Annotated in this window: 21 protein-coding genes; all 21 read left to right on the top strand. The window is 66.8% G+C overall.

Features of this window, described 5'->3' with window-relative positions:
• Nucleotides 1-41: 41 nt before the first annotated feature.
• Nucleotides 42-779: a 3-oxoacyl-[acyl-carrier-protein] reductase gene (gene fabG / locus RAZWK3B_RS07040; RefSeq protein WP_007813577.1), complete on the top strand. Its 738-nt coding sequence runs from the start codon at nt 42-44 to the stop codon at nt 777-779.
• Nucleotides 780-1,205: 426 nt separating this feature from the next.
• On the top strand, nt 1,206-1,439 hold the full coding sequence (locus tag RAZWK3B_RS07035) for an acyl carrier protein (RefSeq protein WP_007813575.1): 234 nt from the start codon (nt 1,206-1,208) through the stop codon (nt 1,437-1,439).
• 256 nt (nt 1,440-1,695) lie between these two features.
• Nucleotides 1,696-2,955, top strand: coding sequence for a beta-ketoacyl-ACP synthase II (gene fabF, locus RAZWK3B_RS07030; protein ID WP_037295317.1), 1,260 nt, complete (start codon nt 1,696-1,698; stop codon nt 2,953-2,955).
• Nucleotides 2,955-4,109: an endolytic transglycosylase MltG gene (gene mltG, locus RAZWK3B_RS07025; RefSeq protein ID WP_007813570.1), complete on the top strand. Its 1,155-nt coding sequence runs from the start codon at nt 2,955-2,957 to the stop codon at nt 4,107-4,109. The genes fabF and mltG overlap by 1 nt, the downstream gene beginning before the upstream one ends.
• 358 nt (nt 4,110-4,467) lie before the next feature.
• Nucleotides 4,468-4,818: a hypothetical protein gene (locus RAZWK3B_RS07020; RefSeq protein ID WP_007813568.1), complete on the top strand. Its 351-nt coding sequence runs from the start codon at nt 4,468-4,470 to the stop codon at nt 4,816-4,818.
• On the top strand, nt 4,745-6,088 hold the full coding sequence (locus RAZWK3B_RS07015; protein ID WP_083799048.1) for a terminase large subunit domain-containing protein: 1,344 nt from the start codon (nt 4,745-4,747) through the stop codon (nt 6,086-6,088). Before RAZWK3B_RS07020 ends, RAZWK3B_RS07015 begins: the two co-directional genes overlap by 74 nt.
• Before the next feature lie 84 nt (nt 6,089-6,172).
• A complete protein-coding gene (locus RAZWK3B_RS07010; RefSeq protein ID WP_007813565.1) occupies nt 6,173-7,387 on the top strand; it encodes a phage portal protein in 1,215 nt (404 codons plus the stop codon).
• The gene (locus tag RAZWK3B_RS07005; protein WP_007813563.1) at nt 7,380-7,619 is read left to right on the top strand and encodes a GTA head formation protein, RCAP_rcc01685 family; all 240 of its coding nucleotides are present in this window, start codon (nt 7,380-7,382) and stop codon (nt 7,617-7,619) included. Before RAZWK3B_RS07010 ends, RAZWK3B_RS07005 begins: the two co-directional genes overlap by 8 nt.
• Nucleotides 7,620-7,657: 38 nt before the next feature.
• Nucleotides 7,658-8,221: an HK97 family phage prohead protease gene (locus RAZWK3B_RS07000; protein WP_007813562.1), complete on the top strand. Its 564-nt coding sequence runs from the start codon at nt 7,658-7,660 to the stop codon at nt 8,219-8,221.
• A 37-nt stretch (nt 8,222-8,258) separates the two neighbouring features.
• The gene (locus tag RAZWK3B_RS06995) at nt 8,259-9,440 is read left to right on the top strand and encodes a phage major capsid protein (protein ID WP_007813560.1); all 1,182 of its coding nucleotides are present in this window, start codon (nt 8,259-8,261) and stop codon (nt 9,438-9,440) included.
• A gap of 162 nt (nt 9,441-9,602) precedes the next feature.
• Entirely contained in the window at nt 9,603-10,202 is a 600-nt protein-coding gene (locus tag RAZWK3B_RS06990) for a head-tail connector protein (RefSeq protein ID WP_007813558.1), read from the top strand.
• The gene (locus tag RAZWK3B_RS06985; protein ID WP_007813557.1) at nt 10,199-10,540 is read left to right on the top strand and encodes a head-tail adaptor protein; all 342 of its coding nucleotides are present in this window, start codon (nt 10,199-10,201) and stop codon (nt 10,538-10,540) included. The genes RAZWK3B_RS06990 and RAZWK3B_RS06985 overlap by 4 nt, the downstream gene beginning before the upstream one ends.
• The gene (locus RAZWK3B_RS06980; protein ID WP_007813555.1) at nt 10,537-10,950 is read left to right on the top strand and encodes a DUF3168 domain-containing protein; all 414 of its coding nucleotides are present in this window, start codon (nt 10,537-10,539) and stop codon (nt 10,948-10,950) included. Before RAZWK3B_RS06985 ends, RAZWK3B_RS06980 begins: the two co-directional genes overlap by 4 nt.
• 26 nt (nt 10,951-10,976) lie before the next feature.
• Nucleotides 10,977-11,390: a phage major tail protein, TP901-1 family gene (locus RAZWK3B_RS06975; protein ID WP_007813552.1), complete on the top strand. Its 414-nt coding sequence runs from the start codon at nt 10,977-10,979 to the stop codon at nt 11,388-11,390.
• Nucleotides 11,391-11,395: 5 nt separating this feature from the next.
• Nucleotides 11,396-11,719, top strand: coding sequence for a gene transfer agent family protein (locus tag RAZWK3B_RS06970; protein WP_007813550.1), 324 nt, complete (start codon nt 11,396-11,398; stop codon nt 11,717-11,719).
• Complete coding sequence (locus RAZWK3B_RS06965; RefSeq protein ID WP_007813549.1) at nt 11,716-11,976, top strand: rcc01693 family protein; 261 nt, start codon at nt 11,716-11,718, stop codon at nt 11,974-11,976. Before RAZWK3B_RS06970 ends, RAZWK3B_RS06965 begins: the two co-directional genes overlap by 4 nt.
• Nucleotides 11,960-12,628 carry an RcGTA-type gene transfer agent tail tape measure protein gene (locus RAZWK3B_RS06960; RefSeq protein WP_007813547.1) on the top strand — a complete coding sequence of 223 codons (669 nt, stop codon included), beginning with the start codon at nt 11,960-11,962 and terminating at the stop codon, nt 12,626-12,628. Before RAZWK3B_RS06965 ends, RAZWK3B_RS06960 begins: the two co-directional genes overlap by 17 nt.
• 18 nt (nt 12,629-12,646) lie before the next feature.
• Nucleotides 12,647-13,279, top strand: a complete 633-nt coding sequence (locus RAZWK3B_RS06955) for a DUF2460 domain-containing protein (protein WP_007813545.1) — start codon at nt 12,647-12,649, stop codon at nt 13,277-13,279.
• Nucleotides 13,276-14,163 (top strand): phage/gene transfer agent baseplate hub protein, encoded by an 888-nt coding sequence (locus RAZWK3B_RS06950; RefSeq protein ID WP_007813544.1) that lies wholly within the window; start codon nt 13,276-13,278, stop codon nt 14,161-14,163. The genes RAZWK3B_RS06955 and RAZWK3B_RS06950 overlap by 4 nt, the downstream gene beginning before the upstream one ends.
• Nucleotides 14,160-14,603 (top strand): NlpC/P60 family protein, encoded by a 444-nt coding sequence (locus tag RAZWK3B_RS06945; RefSeq protein ID WP_007813541.1) that lies wholly within the window; start codon nt 14,160-14,162, stop codon nt 14,601-14,603. Before RAZWK3B_RS06950 ends, RAZWK3B_RS06945 begins: the two co-directional genes overlap by 4 nt.
• 3 nt (nt 14,604-14,606) lie before the next feature.
• Nucleotides 14,607-18,668: a baseplate multidomain protein megatron gene (locus RAZWK3B_RS06940; protein WP_007813539.1), complete on the top strand. Its 4,062-nt coding sequence runs from the start codon at nt 14,607-14,609 to the stop codon at nt 18,666-18,668.
• Nucleotides 18,669-18,695: the final 27 nt, after the last annotated feature.

Genomic DNA, 18,695 nt, shown 5'->3' with positions numbered 1-18,695 from the left:
GCAGTGACAAATCCGGCACCAGACCAGAAGGAAGCACGAGAATGTTTGATCTGACAGGGAAATCCGCTCTGATCACCGGCGCATCGGGCGGCATCGGTGGCGCGATCGCAAGGGCGCTGCACGGAGCCGGAGCAACCGTCGGGTTGAGCGGTACGCGCACCGAACCGCTCGAGGCGCTGGCGGCCGATTTGGGCGCGCGCGCGCACGTCCTGCCCTGCAACCTCGGTGACGCAGAGGCGGTCGAGGCGCTGCCCAAGCAGGCGATCGAGGCAATGGGATCGGTCGATATCCTCGTGAACAATGCAGGCATCACCCGGGATCAGATTTTCATGCGCATGTCCGACGAGGAATGGTCGCAAGTGCTGGATGTGAACCTGACCTCGGCGATGCGGCTGTGCCGTGGCGTGATGCGTCCGATGATGAAGGCCCGGTGGGGGCGGATCATCAATATCAGTTCGATCGTGGGCGCCACGGGCAATCCCGGACAGGCGAATTACGCGGCCTCGAAGGCCGGGCTGGTCGGCATGACCAAATCCATCGCCTATGAGGTCGCAAGCCGGGGCATCACCGCCAATGCGGTGGCGCCGGGCTTCATCGGGACGGCCATGACCGACAAGCTGACCGACGACCAGAAGGACAAGATCAACGCCCAGATTCCGATGGCGCGGATGGGCAGCGCCGAAGAGATCGCGGCGGCGGTCTTGTATCTGGCAAGCGCCGAGGCGGGCTATGTCACGGGCACCACGCTGCATGTCAATGGCGGCATGGCGATGCTCTGACGCCCGGGCTGTGCGCGGGAATCAATTCGGCTGGCTGCACGTCAGGGGCAACGTGGCGGATAAATGCCGTTCTCGCCCGAAGCTTGGATGCGACCCGCGAGGCCAGCGGCGCGTCCCGTCGGAGACTGTGACAAACGGTGTTTTCGGTTTTCGTTCAGAGGATTAGGGCCCGGATGCGGCGTCGATGCAACGCCGACCGGACAGAGGGGCGTTCCGGCGGCGAGGCATTTGCGAAAGGATTTGCCAATGGCGCGGCATATGCTATAGGCGGCGCAGACTGGCCGGGTGACCCCGGACCAGACGCTCGGCTGCCCGCGTGGACGGGTTCGAAAAATCGCCCGGCAAGGGGCATCACCAAGCCGCCTCCCGGCTGGGGCAGGGGCAAAAAGCGGGTTCAGCGACCCGAAAGAAGATGAGGATTAAGACATGAGCGATATCGCAGACCGCGTGAAGAAAATCGTAGTCGAGCATCTCGGCGTGGAAGAAGACAAGGTGGCCGAGAACGCGTCGTTCATCGACGATCTGGGTGCTGACAGCCTTGACACGGTCGAGCTTGTCATGGCGTTCGAAGAGGAATTCGGCATCGAGATCCCGGATGACGCCGCAGAGACCATCCAGACCTTCGGCGATGCGGTCAAGTTCATCAGCGACGCCTCTTAAGCCGACCTACATTGCCTGACGGCAAAAGGCCCCTGCGCAAGCGCGGGGGCCTTTTTCATGTGCGGCTCCGGAACATCGTTGGCACATCTCGGACCAATGCGCGGCCCAGCAAGCAAGCGGCAGCGTTCCTGTCTCCGCGAGGGCAAGGCATCGGCAATCTTGCGTCCATGGGCAGGCCGGGCTTGCAGTGCTCTTGCCCCTTGGGGGCAAGGCGGGTTAAGAGCAACCGAAGAAAACACGTGGAAAGGGCAGCATGATGCGTCGTGTGGTTGTCACCGGGCTGGGATTGGTCACGCCTTTGGCCTCGGGCGTCGAGGAAACATGGAAACGCCTGCTGGCCGGACAGTCGGGCGCGGGCACGATCACGCGGTTCGATCCGGTGAACGTGGCGACGAAATATGCCTGCGAGGTGCCGCTTGGCGATGGCAGCGACGGCACGTTCAATGCTGACGATCACATGGCCCCCAAAGAGCGCCGCAAGGTGGATGATTTCATCCTTTACGGGATGGCGGCGGCGGATATGGCGGTCAAGGATTCGGGCTGGACGCCTGAGGACGAAGAGGGCCAGCTGCGCACGGGCGTGATGATCGGATCGGGGATCGGCGGGCTGCGCTCGATCGAGGAGACGACGCTCATCATCCGCGACAAGGGCGTGCGGCGGGTGTCTCCGTTCTTCATTCCCGGCGCGCTGATCAACCTGATCAGCGGTCAGGTCAGCATTCGATATGGCTTCAAGGGACCGAACCATTCGGTCGTCACTGCCTGTTCGACGGGCGCGCATGCGATTGGCGATGCCTCGCGGCTGATCCAGTTCGGCGATGCCGATGTGATGGTCGCGGGCGGGGCCGAGGCTGCGATCTGCGAGATCGGGATCGCAGGTTTCAACGCCTGCAAGGCGCTCAGCACCAAATGGGCGGACAACCCGAAGGCGGCAAGCCGGCCCTATGACGAGGACCGGGACGGGTTTGTCATGGGCGAGGGCGCGGGCGTCGTGGTGCTGGAGGAATACGAGCACGCATTGGCGCGCGGCGCCAAGATCTATGCCGAGATCCTGGGCTATGGTCTGTCGGGGGATGCCTATCACATCACCGCCCCGTCCGAGGATGGCGATGGCGGGTTCCGGGCCATGCAGGCGGCGCTGAAACATGCCGGCGTGACGCCGGATCAGGTGGATTACGTCAATGCCCACGGCACCAGCACGATGGCTGACCCGATCGAGCTGAAGGCGGTGGAGCGACTGCTGGGGGATGCGGCGAGCACGGCGACGATGAGTTCGACGAAATCCTCGACCGGGCACCTGCTGGGGGCGGCTGGGGCGATCGAGGCGATCTTCTCGATCCTGGCGGTGCGCGATGATGTGGCGCCGCCGACGATCAACCTGGACAACCCGGCGGTGGAGACGGTGCTTGATCTTGCGCCGAACGCGAAACGGGAGCGGAAAATCGATGTCGCGATCTCGAACAGCTTTGGATTCGGGGGCACGAATGCCTGTCTGTGTCTTGGGAAACCGCGCTGATGTGGCGGCATATTGCCTCTAACTTCCTGACTTTCCTTGTTGTTCTGGTTTTCCTTGTAGGTGGTGTGATCCTGTGGGGCCAATCGGAATACACCGCGCAAGGCCCGTTGGATGAACCGATCTGCCTGAGGGTGGAGCGGGGCAGCAACATGCGGGCGGTGTCGCGCGAGCTGGAGCAGGAAGGGGCGATTTCCAACGGTACGATTTTCCGGGTCGGCGTGGATTATGCCAACAAGAACAGTCTGTTGAAGGCTGGTAGCTGGCTCATTCCGGAAAGCGCAAGCATGTCGGAGATCTCCGACATCATCACCCGCGGAGGGGCGAGCACCTGCGGGACCGAGGTGGTCTATCGAATCGGTGTGACCGATGCCGAGATCGAAGTGCGCGAACTGGACCCGGCCACAAACCGCTATGTCGAGAAGGCCGCCTTTGTCCCCGGCGAGGGCGACGTACCGGAAGCTTTTGAAACCGTTCGGGAAAAAGCCGACACGCGGTACCGGATCGCGGTGGCCGAGGGGGTCACGAGCTGGCAGGTGATGCAAGGTTTGGCGGCGGTGGACGTGCTGGAGGGAGAGGTTAACGAGATCCCGCCCGAAGGCAGTCTTGCGCCCGACAGTTACGAGGTACGGGACGGCGACACACGCGCCAGCGTGGTCGAAAGAATGCGTCAGGCTCAGGATGTTATCCTTGCCCAAGCCTGGGAGGAGCGGCAGGAGGGGCTGCCGCTGGACAGCCCGTTCGAGGCGTTAATCCTTGCGTCGATCATCGAGAAGGAAACCGGCGTCGCCGAAGAGCGCGGGCAGGTGGCCAGCGTGTTCGTCAATCGCCTGAACCGGGGCATGCGGTTGCAGACCGATCCGACGGTGATTTACGGCATCACCGAGGGTCAGGGCGTGCTGGGCCGGGGGCTGCGGCGAAGTGAGCTTCGGGCCGAAACCCCTTGGAATACTTACGTAATTGACGGGCTTCCGCCCACGCCGATCGCCAATCCGGGGCGCGCGAGCATCGAGGCGGCGGTCAATCCGCTGAGCAACGATTACATCTTTTTCGTGGCCGATGGCACGGGTGGACATGCCTTTGCGATCACGCTGGACGAGCATAACCGAAACGTCGCCCGCTGGCGCGAGATCGAGGCGCAGCGCGCCACGGACTGAGGTCGTACGATCCGTACGAAACCTACACGCGTTTGGGACCAAACTTGGCTGTTGGCCCGCAATTTGTGTCCATCTCGTACACAAATGCGGGCTGACAGGCGCTTGAGACGTCTGATGGTCCGATCCTGAGACAGGCAAGCCGTGACCCGCAGGCGCCAGCGTCGGGCGCGGCGAAGCGCACGGCGACACCACCCTCAAAAAGCATATCAGGAAACACACCGCCCGGAGCACCGCGCGGTGCCTTCAGGCTGTCTTAACGCCTGTCGTCCAGCCTGATTGCAGCCGGAAGGGCGGTCTGTGCCCGTCCTGACGACCCGGAGGGGCGGACAAGAACACGGCACATGAGGCATGAGCATACATGGTTTTGATCACCCAGGACGACCGTCCCACGGGATTGACGACGTCTATCGACTCTTTGGAACGGCAATTGGCGGACATGCAGGTGGGGTTGCTGAAACTCTACGACCGGATTCAAGACGGCGATCTTGAGAACTTGAAAAACGCGAACCGGGCCACGGCGGAAATCCGGCAATGGCTGAAGATCGCGATTGAAGCGGAGGTACATCTTGAAAAACGCAGAAAACACGAAAAGGGCATCGTCAACGACTACGCGCTCGACCTTTCCGAAGCACGGGTTGCGGTTTGCGGCCGGCTGGATCGTCTCAGAAGGGCAAGATGCCCAGGACGCGTTTATCGACAGTCTCGCTGAGGGGGAGCTGATGGCGCTGCCCTTCCTGTTCGAGTTCTGGGCGCTGGAGCATCAGGTGCCGCCCGAGGGGGATTGGCGCAACTGGGTGATCCTTGGCGGGCGGGGCGCGGGCAAGACGCGGGCCGGTGCGGAATGGGTGCGCGCGCAGGTCGAGGGCGCGCGACCGCTGAGCGAGGGCCTGTGCCGGCGCATGGCGCTGGTAGGCGAGACGATAGACCAGGTGCGCGAGGTGATGATTTTCGGCGAAAGCGGGATCATGGCTTGTTCGCCGCCCGACCGCAGGCCCGATTGGCAGGCGACGCGCAAGCGGCTGGTCTGGCCCAATGGGGCCGTGGCGCAGGCGTTTTCGGCGCATGAGCCCGAGGCGCTGCGCGGTCCGCAATTCGACGGGGCCTGGGTGGATGAGATGGCCAAGTGGAAAAAGGCGCGCGATACGTGGGACATGCTGCAATTCGGGCTGCGGCTGGGGGATCATCCGCAGGTCTGCATCACCACGACGCCGCGCAATGTGGGGGTGCTGAAGGACTTGCTGGAGCAAAAGAGCACCGTGGTCACCAGCGCCCCGACCGAGGCCAACCGGGCGTTTCTGGCGCAATCCTTCCTTGAGGAGGTGCGCGCGCGCTATGCGGGGACACGGCTCGGGCGTCAGGAATTGGACGGCGTGCTGCTGTCTGAGGCCGAGGGCGCGCTGTGGACCAACAGCGGGATCGAGGCCTGCCGGGTCGACAATCTGCCGGAACTGGATCGGATCGTGGTGGCCATTGATCCGCCGGTGACCGGGCGGGCGGGATCGGATGAATGCGGGATCGTGGTGGCGGGGGCCGTGACACGCGGCCCGGTGCAGGATTGGCGGGCCTATGTGCTGGCGGATTGCTCGGTGGGGGCGGCAAGGCCGCTCAGCTGGGCCAATGCGGCGATTTCCGCGATGGAACACTGGGGGGCGGACCGGCTGGTGGCCGAGGTCAACCAGGGTGGGGACATGGTGGCGCAGGTGATCCGGCAGGTGGACCCGCTGGTGCCGGTCAAATCGGTGCATGCCCGGCGCGGCAAGGTGACGAGGGCCGAGCCTGTGGCCGCACTCTATGAGCAGGGGCGGGTGCATCATCTGCGGGGGTTGGGCACGCTGGAGGACCAGATGTGCGCGATGACGGCGCGCGGCTTCGAGGGCAAGGGCAGCCCCGACCGGGTGGATGCGCTGGTCTGGGCGTTGACCGAGTTGATGATCGAGCCGGCGGCGCATTGGCGGCGGCCGCAGGTGCGCGCGGTCTGATTTACTTTTGTTAAACCTTTCGCGGTCTGATGGCCCGCATGTGATGCGACAGGTCGGCGGGCCGAGCCAAGGAGATGAGCCGAGATGATACTGGATTTCTTCCGACAGGGGAGTGCTGCGGCGCAGGAGGCCGGCGCGCCCGAGCGCAAGGCAAGTGCGGCGGGGCGGGTTGCGGCCTGGCAGGGCATGGGCCTGGGCCTGGGCCTGGGCACGGGTCTGGGCCGGGTGGTCTGGAGCCCGAGGGACAGTGCCACGCTGACACGCACGGGCTTTGCCGGGAACCCGGTTGGGTTTCGCTGTGTCAAGATGCTGGCCGAGGCGGCGGCGTCGTTGCCACTGGTGGTGGAGACGGGAGAGGCGCGCTTTGCCGAGCATCCGTTGATCGACCTGATCGCGCGGCCCAACCCGGCGCAGGGGCGCGCGGCGCTGCTGGAGGCGCTTTACGGGCAATTGCTGCTGACGGGCAATGCCTATCTCGAGGCGGTGGGGGGCGAGGCCGGTGGCGTGCCGGGGGAGCTGCATGTGCTGCGCTCGGACCGGATGAGCGTCCTTCCCGGCGCGGATGGCTGGCCTGTGGGGTATGAATATGCCGTGGGCGGGCGCAAGCACCGGTTTGGGGCCGAGGCGATCTGTCATCTGAAGTCGTTCCATCCGCAGGATGACCATTACGGGCTGTCGGCCTTGCAGGCGGCGGCACAGGCGGTGGATGTTCATAATGCGGCCAGCCGGTGGTCGAAGGCATTGTTGGACAATGCGGCACGGCCCTCGGGGGCGATCGTCTATCGCGGGGCCGAGGGGCAGGGCGCGCTGAGTGCGGATCAGTATGACCGGCTGGTGTCGGAGATGGAGACGCATCATCAGGGGGCGCGCAATGCGGGCCGGCCCATGCTGCTGGAGGGGGGGCTGGACTGGAAGCCGATGGGGTTCAGCCCGTCGGACATGGAGTTCCAGCAGACCAAGGAGGCCGCGGCGCGCGAGATCGCTTTGGCCTTCGGGGTGCCGCCGATGCTCTTGGGGATACCGGGGGATGCGACCTATGCCAATTACCAGGAGGCGCATCGCGCGTTCTACAGGCTGAGCGTGCTGCCGATGGTGTCGCGGGTGGCGGCGGGGGTCGGCCATTGGCTGGCGGGGTTCACCGGCGAGCGGCTCGAGCTGCGTCCCGATCTGGACCAGGTGCCGGCGCTGGGTGCGGAACGCGATGCGCAATGGGCGCGGATCGCGGGGGCGGCGTTTCTGACCGAGGCGGAAAAGCGCCGGATGCTGGGGCTGCCTGCGCGGGAAACGGACGATGGGTGATCCCTATCTTCCGGAGCGCTACGGGTTCGAGGCGTTCGACTGTGCGCCGGCGCTGAGGCTGGAGGCGCATGAGAGGGTGGCCAAGCTGCAGCATGATGCGCTGCTGCACCGGCTGGAGAAGATCGAGGGCGCGCTGGAGCGGCTGGAGAAGCGGTTGTGGCTGGCGGTTTACGGCGTGGTGGGCGCGATCCTTGCGCAGGCGTTCCATCCGCTGCTGGCGGCGCTGCCATGAGGGGCGAGGCAATGATGGGTGAGCGAAGGATGAGTGACATGCAGGGCGACAGTGGGCTGGAACACAAGTTTTGCCGGGTGGGCGAGGGCTTGAGCGTGACCGAGGGCACGCGGATCGAGGGGTATGCGAGCCTGTTCGGGGATCCCGACAGGGGCGGTGACGTGGTGGCGCCGGGCGCCTTCGCGGCCTCGTTGCAGCGCATGGCGCGCGAGGGCCGGCGGGTGCGGATGCTCTGGCAGCATGACCCGGCCCAGCCGATCGGTGTCTGGGAGGAGGCGCGCGAGGATGCGCGCGGCTTGTGGGTGAAGGGCCGTCTGCTGGACGGTGTCACCCGAGCGCGCGAGGCCGGGGCGCTGATCGAGGCGGGGGCGCTGGATGGTCTGTCCATCGGCTACCGCACGCTGCGCGCGGTCAAGACGGACAAGGGCCACAGGCTTTTGACGGAACTGGAGCTGTGGGAGGTGTCGCTGGTGACCTTCCCGATGCTGCCCAGTGCAAGGGTGGGGGCCAAGGGGGAGACCCCGCAAGACGACCCTGCCTTGCGTGACGTGGCGGCGATCTTCGAGGTCGCCCGCCAGGAGCTGGCGCGCCGGGACGACTGACGCGCCGAGGATCACCTCAAACAGACGGGATCAAGCGATGAGCAAGACCGAGGCGAAGGCTCGGACCGGGGGAGATGTGTCTCCGGTGGCCGAGGTGAAATCCGCCGTGGCGGGATTCATGACCGAGTTCATGGGCTTTCGGGCCGATATTCTGGAACGTTTCAAACAGCAGGACGACAAGATGACGAAGATGGAACGAAAATCACTGGCGCAGGCGCGCCCCATTCTGTCCGCCAGCGCCGAGAGCGCCGCGCCGCATGTGAAGGCGTTCGACGCCTATCTGCGCACTGGCGATGATGACGGGCTGCGCGGTCTGGAGCTGGACAGCAAGGCGATGTCGAGTGCGGTGGCGGGCGATGGCGGCTATCTGGTGGATCCGCAGACGGCAGAGACGATCCGCTCGACGCTGGCCTCGACCGCGTCGATCCGGGCGATCGCCAATGTGGTGCAGGTGGAGGCCACGTCCTTTGATGTGCTGATCGACCACACCGATGTGGGCCATGGCTGGGCCACCGAGAGCGGCGCCACCGCAGAGACCGGCACGCCCGCCATCGACCGGATCACCATTCCGCTGCACGAGTTGAGCGCCTTGCCGAAAGCCAGCCAGCGGCTGCTGGATGACAGCGCCTTCGACATCGAGGCCTGGCTGGCGGGGCGCATCGCCGACAAGTTCGCCCGCGCCGAGGCGGCGGCCTTTGTCGCCGGTGACGGGATCGATAAGCCCAAGGGCTTTCTGACCCATCCCGATGTGGACAATGATGTTTGGGTCTGGGGCAATCTGGGTTATGTGCCCACAGGGGCCGAGGGCGCCTTTGCGGGGGCCGAGGCGCTGATTGATCTGGTCTATGCGCTGGGCGCGCAATACCGCGCCAATGCGGTGTTCGTGATGAATTCGAAAACCGCAGGAACGGTGCGCAAGCTCAAGGACAATGACGGGCGGTTCCTGTGGTCCGATGGGCTGGCCGCCGGAGAGCCTGCACGGCTTCTGGGGTACCCGGTTCTGATTGCCGAGGACATGCCGGATGTCGCGGCAGGCGAGACGGCCATCGCCTTTGGCGATTTCGCCGCCGGTTACACCGTGGCCGAGCGCCCGGATCTGCGGGTGCTGCGCGATCCGTTCAGCGCCAAGCCGCATGTCCTGTTCTATGCCACCAAGCGCGTGGGCGGGGATGTGAGCGATTTCGCCGCGATCAAGCTGCTGAAATTCGCCGTCTCGTAAGGGATGCGCGGATGGGGGGCGGGCCGGGCGAATGCCGGCCTGCCTCCGGGGCGTGCGCCGGAGTCCCCGAAGGTGTTGTCCGGCTGATCCCCCCTCCGGGCGGGCAAAGGGGCGGCGCGCGCCTGAACGACGGGAGGGGGCCGGGATTTGTGGAGAAGGTCCATGATGTTGATTGAAGAAACCGGGGTGTCTCGGGATGCGTTGCCGCTGGCCGAGTTCAAGGCGCATCTGCGGCTGGGAACCGGATTTGCCGAAGAGGGTCTTCAGGAGCCTGTGCTGGAAAGCTTCCTGCGCGCGGCCATCGCCGCGATCGAGGCGCGGACCGGCAAGGTGTTGATCCGGCGGGTGTTTCACTGGACCCACTCCGAGTGGCGCGCGCCCAATGGCCAGCCGATGCCGGTGGCGCCGGTGACGGCTGTCACGTCGCTGACCTTGCACAGCCGGGATGGGGATCAAGAGGGGATCGGGCCTGCGTTTTACCGGCTTGAGGTCGATGCGCATCGCCCGGTCCTGCGCCCGCAAGGCGCGATGCTGCCGGCGATCCCGCGCGGCGGCACGGCGGAGATCGTCTTTGAGGCGGGGTTTTCCGACAACTGGGGCGGGTTGCCGGCGGATCTGGCGCAGGCGGTGCTGCTGTTGGCTGCGCATTACTATGAATATCGCGACGAGACCGCGCTGGGCGGGGGCTGCATGCCTTTCGGGGTGTCGAGCCTGATCGAGCGCTATCGCACCGTGCGGCTGTTTCACGGAAGTGCGGGATGATGGGGCGGGTGCATCTGAACCGGCAGCTGGTGCTGGAGGCGCCCGAGCGCGTGGCGGATGGCGCAGGCGGGTTTACCGAGGCTTGGACGGGCCTTGGCACGCTCTGGGCCGAGCTGGTGGCGCGGACGGGTCGCGAGCGCAGCGGCGAGAGCGCGCCGGTTTCGGCCACGGGATACCGGATCACGGTCCGGGCGGCGCCCGAGGGGGCCGCGATGCGGCCCCGGCCCGGCCAGAGGTTTCGAGAGGGCACACGGGTGTTTCGCATCGAGGCGGTGGCCGAGCGCGATGCGGGTGCGCGGTTCCTGGTCTGCTTTGCCGAGGAAGAGGTGGCGCTATGAGCTATGCGGTGGCGGCGGCTTTGCAGGAGGCGGTGTATCAGCGGCTGGTGGGCGATGCGGCGCTGGCGGCGCTGGTGGGCGGGGCGATTTATGACACGCTGCCCGCGGGCAGCTTGCCCGAGACCTATGTGACGCTTGGACCCGAAGAGGTGCGCGCGCGCAGCGATGCGAGCGGCGGCGGTGCATGGCATCGGCTGACGGTGTCGGTGGTCACCTCGGCGGCGGGATTTCACGCGGCAAAGCAGGTGGCGGCGGCGGTGGATGATGCGCTGGCGCAGGGGGGTCTGAGCCTGAGCCGGGGGCGTCTGGCGGGGCTGCATTTTTACCGCGCACGGGCACAGAGGGAAGGGACGGGCGCGCAGAGGCGGATCGACCTGAGTTTTCGGGCGCGGGTGGAAGACACGGTTTAACCCCTTGATTTCATGGAGAGAGTGAAATGGCGGTACAGAATGGCAAGGACCTGTTGGTGAAGATCGACCTGACGGGGGATGGCAATTTTCAGACGGTGGCGGGGCTGCGCGCGACGCGGGTGAGTTTCAACGCCGAGAGCGTGGATGTCACCAGCTTGGAGTCGGGCGGCGGCTGGCGCGAGTTGCTGGGCGGTGCGGGTGTGAAATCTGCGGCGATCAGCGGCTCGGGGATTTTCCGCGATGCGGCCAGCGACGCGCGCGCACGGCAGATCTTCTTTGACGGGGAGGTGCCGGATTTCCAGGTGGTGATCCCGGATTTCGGCACGGTCGAGGGGCCGTTTCAGGTGACGGCGATCGAATATGCCGGGACGCATGACGGCGAGGCGACCTATGAGATGGCGCTGGCCTCGGCGGGGCAGCTGACCTTCACGGCGGCGTAGGCGCGATGGCGAACCCCTGGGCGGGCGAGGTGGCGCTGGTGATCGACGGGCGGCGGCATGTGCTGAAGCTGACGCTGGGGGCGCTGGCGGAGCTGGAGCCGGAGTTGGAGAGCGGCTCGCTTGTCGATCTGGTGGCGCGCTTCGAGGGGGGCGCGCTGTCGAGCCGCGATGTGCTGCGGCTGATCGTGGCGGGGCTGCGCGGCGGGGGCTGGCGCGGCGATGCGGGTGATCTGCTGAGTGCCGAGATCGAGGGCGGGCCTTTGGGGGCGGCGAAGGCGGCGGCGGCCCTGCTGGCGCGGGCCTTCATGGCACCCGAGGCCGGGCCATGAGCGGGGCGCGGGTGAACTGGCCTGCGCTGATGCGCGCGGGGCTGCGGGGGCTGGGCCTGCGCCCGGCGGACTTCTGGGCGCTGACGCCTGCCGAGCTGGAGCTGATGCTGGGCCGGGGGGGCGTCGTGGTGCCGCTGGCGCGGGCGCGGCTTGAGGCGTTGCTGGAGGCCTATCCCGACGGGGTGGGCCGTGACGGGGTGGGCCCTGCCGGGGCGGATAGAGAGCGAAAGGAGACGGGACATGGACAGCATGGATGATCTTGATGCCCAGCTCGAGGCGCTGGATGACAGCCTTGGGCAGGCGACCGGGATGGCGGCGGCGTTCAACGCCGAGCTTGCCCGGGTGAGGGCGGGATTTGCAGGCGCCGGGCAGGATGCCGCGACCCTGGAGCGTGGCATTAGCCGGGGGCTGAGCCAGGCCATAAAGGGCGCCGTGGTGGAGGGCGACAGCCTGGCGCAATCGCTCGACAAGATGGCGAACACGATGATCACCACGGCGTTCAACGCGGCGGTGAAGCCGGTGAGCGATCACGTCGGCGGGCTGCTGGCGGAGGGCGTCAGCGGGCTTTTGGGAGGGCTCTTGCCCTTCGCCAAGGGCGGCAGTTTCGCGCAAGGCCGGGTGCAGCCCTTTGCCAGCGGCGGCATCGTGAGCGGGCCGGTGGCCTTTCCGATGCGCGGCGGTACCGGGCTGATGGGCGAGGCCGGCCCCGAGGCGATCATGCCGCTGGCGCGCGGGCCTGACGGCAAGCTGGGGGTGCAGGCGCGCGGCGGAAGCGGCGTCGGAGGCGGGCGCGCGGTGCATGTGGTGATGAACATCTCGACGCCCGATGCGGAGGGCTTTCGCCGCTCGCAGGGGCAGATCGCCGCCGAACTGGGCCGGGTGATCGGCCGCGGCGGGCGCAATCGGTAATCATGGGGGACGAGGATCATGGGATTTCACGAGATACGCTTTCCCGCCAGCCTGAGCTTCGGGTCGGTCGGTGGGCCAGAGCGGCTGACGGATGTGGTCACGCTGGCCAATGGGTTCGAGGAGCGCAACACGCCCTGGCGCCATTCGCGCCGCCGCTATGATGCGGGCGTGGCGATGCGCGGGCTGGAGGATCTGGAGCGGCTGATCGCCTTTTTCGAGGCGCGGCAGGGGCGCATCCACGGGTTTCGCTGGAAGGATTGGAGCGATTACAAGTCCGGCGCCGCGAAGGCGGAGCCTGATTTCGGGGATCAGGTGATCGGCTATGGTGACGATGTGACGGCGCAGATCGCGTTGAGCAAGACCTATCGCTCGGGCGAGCAGAGCTACCTTCGGCCCATCACCAAGCCCGTCAAGGGCAGTGTCCGGATCGGGCTGGATGGCGATGTGCAGCAGGAGGGCATCCATTTCGAGGTGGACAGCACCACGGGGCTGGTCACCTTCGAGCATCCGCCCAATGCCGGGGTGGAGATCACCGCGGGCTACGAGTTCGACGTGCCGGTGCGTTTCGATACGGACAGTATCCAGATCAGCCTGGCCAGTTTTCAGGCCGGTGAGGTGCCAAGCGTGCCGGTGGTGGAGTTGCGGCTGTGAGCGGGCTGGATGCAGGGCTGAAGGCGCATCTTGAGACCGGGGTGACCACCACCTGCCGGGCCTGGGCGCTGAGCCGGCGCGACGGTGTGGTGATGGGCTTTACCGATCATGACGCGCCGCTGAGTTTCGAGGGGGTCACCTTTCGCGCCGATACCGGGATGAGCGCGCTGGCGCTGCAGCAAAGCACGGGGCTGTCGGTGGACAATACCGAGGCGCTTGGCGCGCTGAGCGATGCGGCGATCCGCGAAGAGGATATCGAGGCGGGCCGCTATGACGGGGCCGAGGTGCGCGCCTGGCTGGTCAACTGGGCCGATGTCGCGCAGCGCCATCTGCAGTTTCGCGGCACGATCGGAGAGCTGCGCCGCGCGGGCGGCGCGTTTCAGGCCGAGCTGCGCGGATTGACCGATCTGCTGAATGTGCCGATGGGGCGTGTCTATCAGACGCCGTGCAGCGCGGTGCTGGGGGATGCGGCCTGTGGGCTTGATCTTACGGCGGGCTGGACCGTGGAGACGGTGCTGGCTGAGGGCGACGACCGCCGGGTGCTGCGTTGCGAGGGGCTTGAGGGGCAGGCGCCGGGCTGGTTCCGTCATGGCGTGGTGAAGATGACGGGCGGGCAGGCCCAGGGGCTGAGCGGGCTTATCAAGGAAGACCGGCTGGAGGGCGGTCTGAGGGTGATCGAGCTGTGGCATCCGCTGCGCGCGGCGGTGGCGACGGGAGACGCGCTGCGACTGACGGCGGGCTGTGACAAGCGGTCGGACACCTGCCGGGTGAAGTTCGCGAACCTGATCAATTTTCAGGGCTTCCCGGATATTCCGGGAGATGACTGGTCGATCAGCGATCCGATGCGGGCGGGGAGCCTGAACGGCGGGAGCAGGCGCGCATGAGCGGCGCGCGCGAGGATGTCGTGGGCGCCGCACGCGGCTGGATCGGCACGCCCTACCGGCATCAGGCAAGCTGCCGGGGCGCGGGGGCCGATTGCCTTGGGCTGATCCGGGGTGTGTGGCGCGAGGTGCTGGGGCCGGAGCCCGAGTGCCCGCCAGCCTATAGCATGGACTGGTCCGAGCCTGCGCGCGACGAGGCGCTGTGGCGCGCGGCGCTGAGGCATTTGCGACAAAAGCCGCTGACGGATGCGGCGGCGGGCGATGTGCTGTTGTTTCGGATGCGCGACGATGCGGTGGCCAAGCATCTGGGCATTGCCGGCGAGGCTGGTGCGCAGGCGAGTTTCATACATGCGTATTCGGGTCACGCGGTGCTGGAAAGCCCGCTGACGCCGCCGTGGGAGCGGCGGATCGTGGCCCGTTTCGCCTTTCCTCTGGAGGTCTAGGACATGGCGACGATACTTCTTTCCGCGGCGGGTGCTGCGATCGGCGGCTCGGTCGGCGGCTCGGTTCTGGGGCTGTCGATGGCGGCGGTGGGCCGGTTCGCAGGCGCGGTCATCGGGCGCTCGATCGACCAGCGGCTGATGGGGCAGGGATCCGAGACGGTCGAGACCGGCCGGGTCAAGCGGCTGCGGCTGACGGGGGCGGGCGAGGGCGATGCCATCGCGCAGGTCTATGGCCGGATGCGGGTGTCGGGTCAGGTGATCTGGGCCACGGAATTTCTTGAGACGGTGTCCTATCAGCTTGCCGGAGGCGGTGGCGGTGGCGGCGGCAAGGGGGCAAGGCGCAGCGCGCCGCAGTCGTTCCAGCGCGTGCACAGCTATTCGGTGAGCCTTGCGATTGCGCTGTGCGAGGGCGAGATCAGCCATGTGGGCCGGGTCTGGGCGGATGGGCAGGAGATCGGGCGCGATAGCCTGAACATGCGGGTCTACCGGGGCACGAAGGACCAGCGGCCCGATCCCAAGATCGAGGCGGTCGAGGGCGCAGGGCGGGTGCCGGCCTATCGCGGCACGGCCTATGTGGTGATCGAGGGGCTGGCGCTGGAGCGGTTCGGCAACCGGGTGCCGCAATTCAGCTTCGAGGTATGCCGTCCCGCGCAGCCGGGCAGCCCCGGTCACGAGCTTGATCCGCCGTATGCGATGCGCGGTGTGGCGATCCTGCCGGGCAGCGGGGAGTATACGCTGGCGATGCAGCCGGTGGAGATGAACTACGGACCGGGATCGGGGCGGCTCATCAATGTCAACTCGCCCTCGGGAAAGGCAGATTTCGCCACCTCGCTGGATGACTTGCAGGGCGAGTTGCCCGCCTGCCGGACGGCGTTACTGATCGTGAGCTGGTTCGGGGACGATCTGCGCTGCGGGGTCTGCAGGATCCGGCCCAAGGTGGAGCAGGTGCAGTTCGATGCACGAGGGATGCGGTGGATGGCGGGTGGGGCGACGCGCGCCACGGCGCAGCGGGTGGCGCTGGATGGCGCGGGGCGGCCTGTTTACGGCGGCACGCCTGCGGATGCGGCGGTGATTCAGGCGATCCAGGGGATGAAAGCGCGGGGCCTGGACGTGATGTATTACCCGTTCATCCTGATGGATCAGATGCCGGGCAATGGCCGACCCGATCCCTATAGCGATGCGCCCGATCAGCCGGTTCTGCCGTGGCGGGGAAGGATCACCAGTTCGGAGGCGCCGGGGCGGCCCGGAAGCCCGGATGGGACCGCCGCAGCCGAGACCGAGACCGAGGTCGCGGCGTTTTTCGGCACGGCAAGTGCGGCGGATTTCCTGCGCGCGCCTGAGGTGCAGGAGGCACCGCGGGTGCCGCGCCTGAGCACCGAGAGCCTCGATTTTGGGCCGGAAACGCTGATATACGGGCCGGTGGAAGAGCCGCCTTCGAGCCCGGTGCATTACAGCGGGCCGGATGAATGGGGATATCGGCGGTTCATCCTGCATCAGGCGGCGCTGTGCCGGGCGGCGGGGGGCGTTGAGAGCTTCTGCATCGGGTCGGAAATGCGCGGGCTGACGCAGATCCAAGGGGCCGCGAACTGCTTTCCGGCGGTGGCGCAGTTGATCGCGCTGGCGGCAGAGGTGCGCATCTTGCTCGGCCCGCATGTCAAGATCAGCTATGCCGCCGACTGGTCGGAATATTTCGGCTATCAGCCGGGCAATGGCGACCGGTTCTTTCACCTCGATCCGCTCTGGTCCGATCCCAACATCGATTTCATCGGCATCGACAATTACATGCCGCTGAGCGACTGGCGCGAGGGGCATGACCATCTGGACGCGGGCGCGTGGGACACGATCTATGATCTGGACTATCTCATGGCCAATGTCGCAGGCGGCGAGGGGTATGATTGGTATTATGCCTCGGATGCGGCGCGCGCGGCGCAGATCCGCACCCCGATCACCGATGAGGACCATGGCGAGCCGTGGGTCTGGCGCTACAAGGATATCCGCAACTGGTGGGAGAACACCCATCACGAGCGGGTCGGCGGCGTGCGATCGGGGCTTCCCACGGGATGGGTGCCGCGCTCCAAGCCGATCCGCTTCACGGAATATGGCTGTGCGGCGCTGGACCGCGCGACCAACCAGCCCAACACGTTTCTCGATCAGAAATCCTCGGAGTCGCGGTTGCCTTATCATTCCGACGGACGACGCGACGATCTGATCCAGATGCAATATCTTAGGGCGATGGCCGGATACTGGACCGATCCGGCCAACAATCCCGTATCGCCTGTCTATGAGGGGGCGATGGTGGATTGGGATCACGCCTGTGCCTGGGCGTGGGATGCGCGGCCGTTTCCGTTCTTTCCCAACAATGGCGCGCTGTGGAGCGATGGCGCCAATTACACGCGGGGTCATTGGCTGAACGGGCGGATGTCGGCGCGGCGGCTGGCCTCGGTGGTGGATGAGGTGACGGCGCGCGCCGGTCTGAGGCATGGCGACACCGACGGGCTGCACGGGCATGTGCGCGGCTATCTGGTGGACGAGGTGGGCGAGGGGCGCGGCACCCTGCAACCGCTGATGCTGCGCTATGGGTTCGATGCGATCGAGCGCGATGGACGGCTTTTGTTCCGGCTGCGTGAGGGACGGGCCGATCATCGGCTGGAGCCGGAGCGGCTGGTGCGCGATCCCGAGATGGACGGGGTGCTGGAGCAGACCCGCGCCAGCGAGGTCGAATTGGCCGGGCGGGTGCGGCTGCGCTTTGTCGAGGCCGATGCGGATTACGACGTGATCGCCGAGGAGGCGATCTTGCCGGACGAGGCAAGCCGCGGGGTGTCGAGCTCGGAGATGGCGCTGTCGATGACGCGCGGGGAGGGGCGTCAGACGGTGGAACGCTGGCTGTCGGATGCGCGCATGGCCACCGATACGCTGCGCCTTGCGCTGCCACCGTCGCGGCTTGAGGCCGGCGCGGGGGATGTGATCGTCCTGCCCGAGATGGGAGGCGACGGGTATTTCCGGATCGACCGGGTCGAGCAGATCGGGCTGGCGCAACGGATCGACGCGGTGCGGATCGTGCCTGAAACCAGCCCTGTGCCCGATTTCGAGACCGACGGCCCGCGCGCGCGCAGCTTTGTGGCGGCGGCGTCGGTCACGCCGTTTTTCCTCGATCTGCCGCTGATGAGCGGGGACGAGGTGCCGCATGCGCCGCATCTTGCGGTGACGGCGGAGCCATGGCCCGGTGCTGCCGCGCTTTATGCGGCGGATGCGGATGCGGATTATGCGCTGAACACGCTTCTGGAGGCCCGCACGCCCGTGGGCATGACCGCGTCACCGCTGGCACCCGCGCCCATGGGCCGGATCGACCGGGGCGAGGGGCTGGTCGTCAGGATGCTGAGCGGCGGGCTGCAAAGCGTGGATGATCCCGCATTTCTCGGGGGGGCCAATCTATGCGCCATCGGAGCCGGGAAGCCGGATGGCTGGGAGCTGTTCCAGTTCCGCGATGCGGAGTTGATCGGCGAGGACACCTATGTTCTGCGCCACCGGCTGCGCGGGCAATTGGGCACCGAAGGGGCGATGGCCGCCCCCTGGCCCGTGGGCGCCTTTGTGGTGCGGCTGGATGGCAGCGCGCGGCAGATCACCCTTCCCGAGGCCAAGCGCGGTCTTGCGCGCTTCTACCGGATCGGACCAGCCGAGCGCGCGATCGACGATCCCGCGTATCGCGGGGCGCGGATTGCCTTTGACGGCCTGGGGCTGCGGCCCTTGTCGCCGGTGCATCTGCGGCTTGAGGGGCAGGCCGGGCAGGATCGGCGGCTGACCTGGATCCGGCGCACGCGGATCGGCGGGGACAGGTGGGACGGCCCCGAGGTGCCCCTTGGCGAAGAGGTGGAACGCTATGTCGTGAAGGTTCTGCAGGGGGATGCCGTGCGGCGCCAAGAGACGGTGGCGGTACCGGAATGGACCTATGACGCAACCGCGCAGGCGCAGGATGGGATCACGGGCGCGTTCGAGTTGCAGGTGGCGCAGGTCTCGGGGTTGTTCGGGGAAGGCGCGGTGGCGCGGCTTGTTGTGGCCGGGGAATGATGGCGGGTTCGCCGGATCGCGGATACC

The sequence above is a fragment of the Roseobacter sp. AzwK-3b genome, assembly GCF_000170875.1.
Taxonomy (GTDB): domain Bacteria; phylum Pseudomonadota; class Alphaproteobacteria; order Rhodobacterales; family Rhodobacteraceae; genus Roseovarius; species Roseovarius litoreus.
This window is presented reverse-complemented; position numbering and strand designations above follow the sequence as displayed.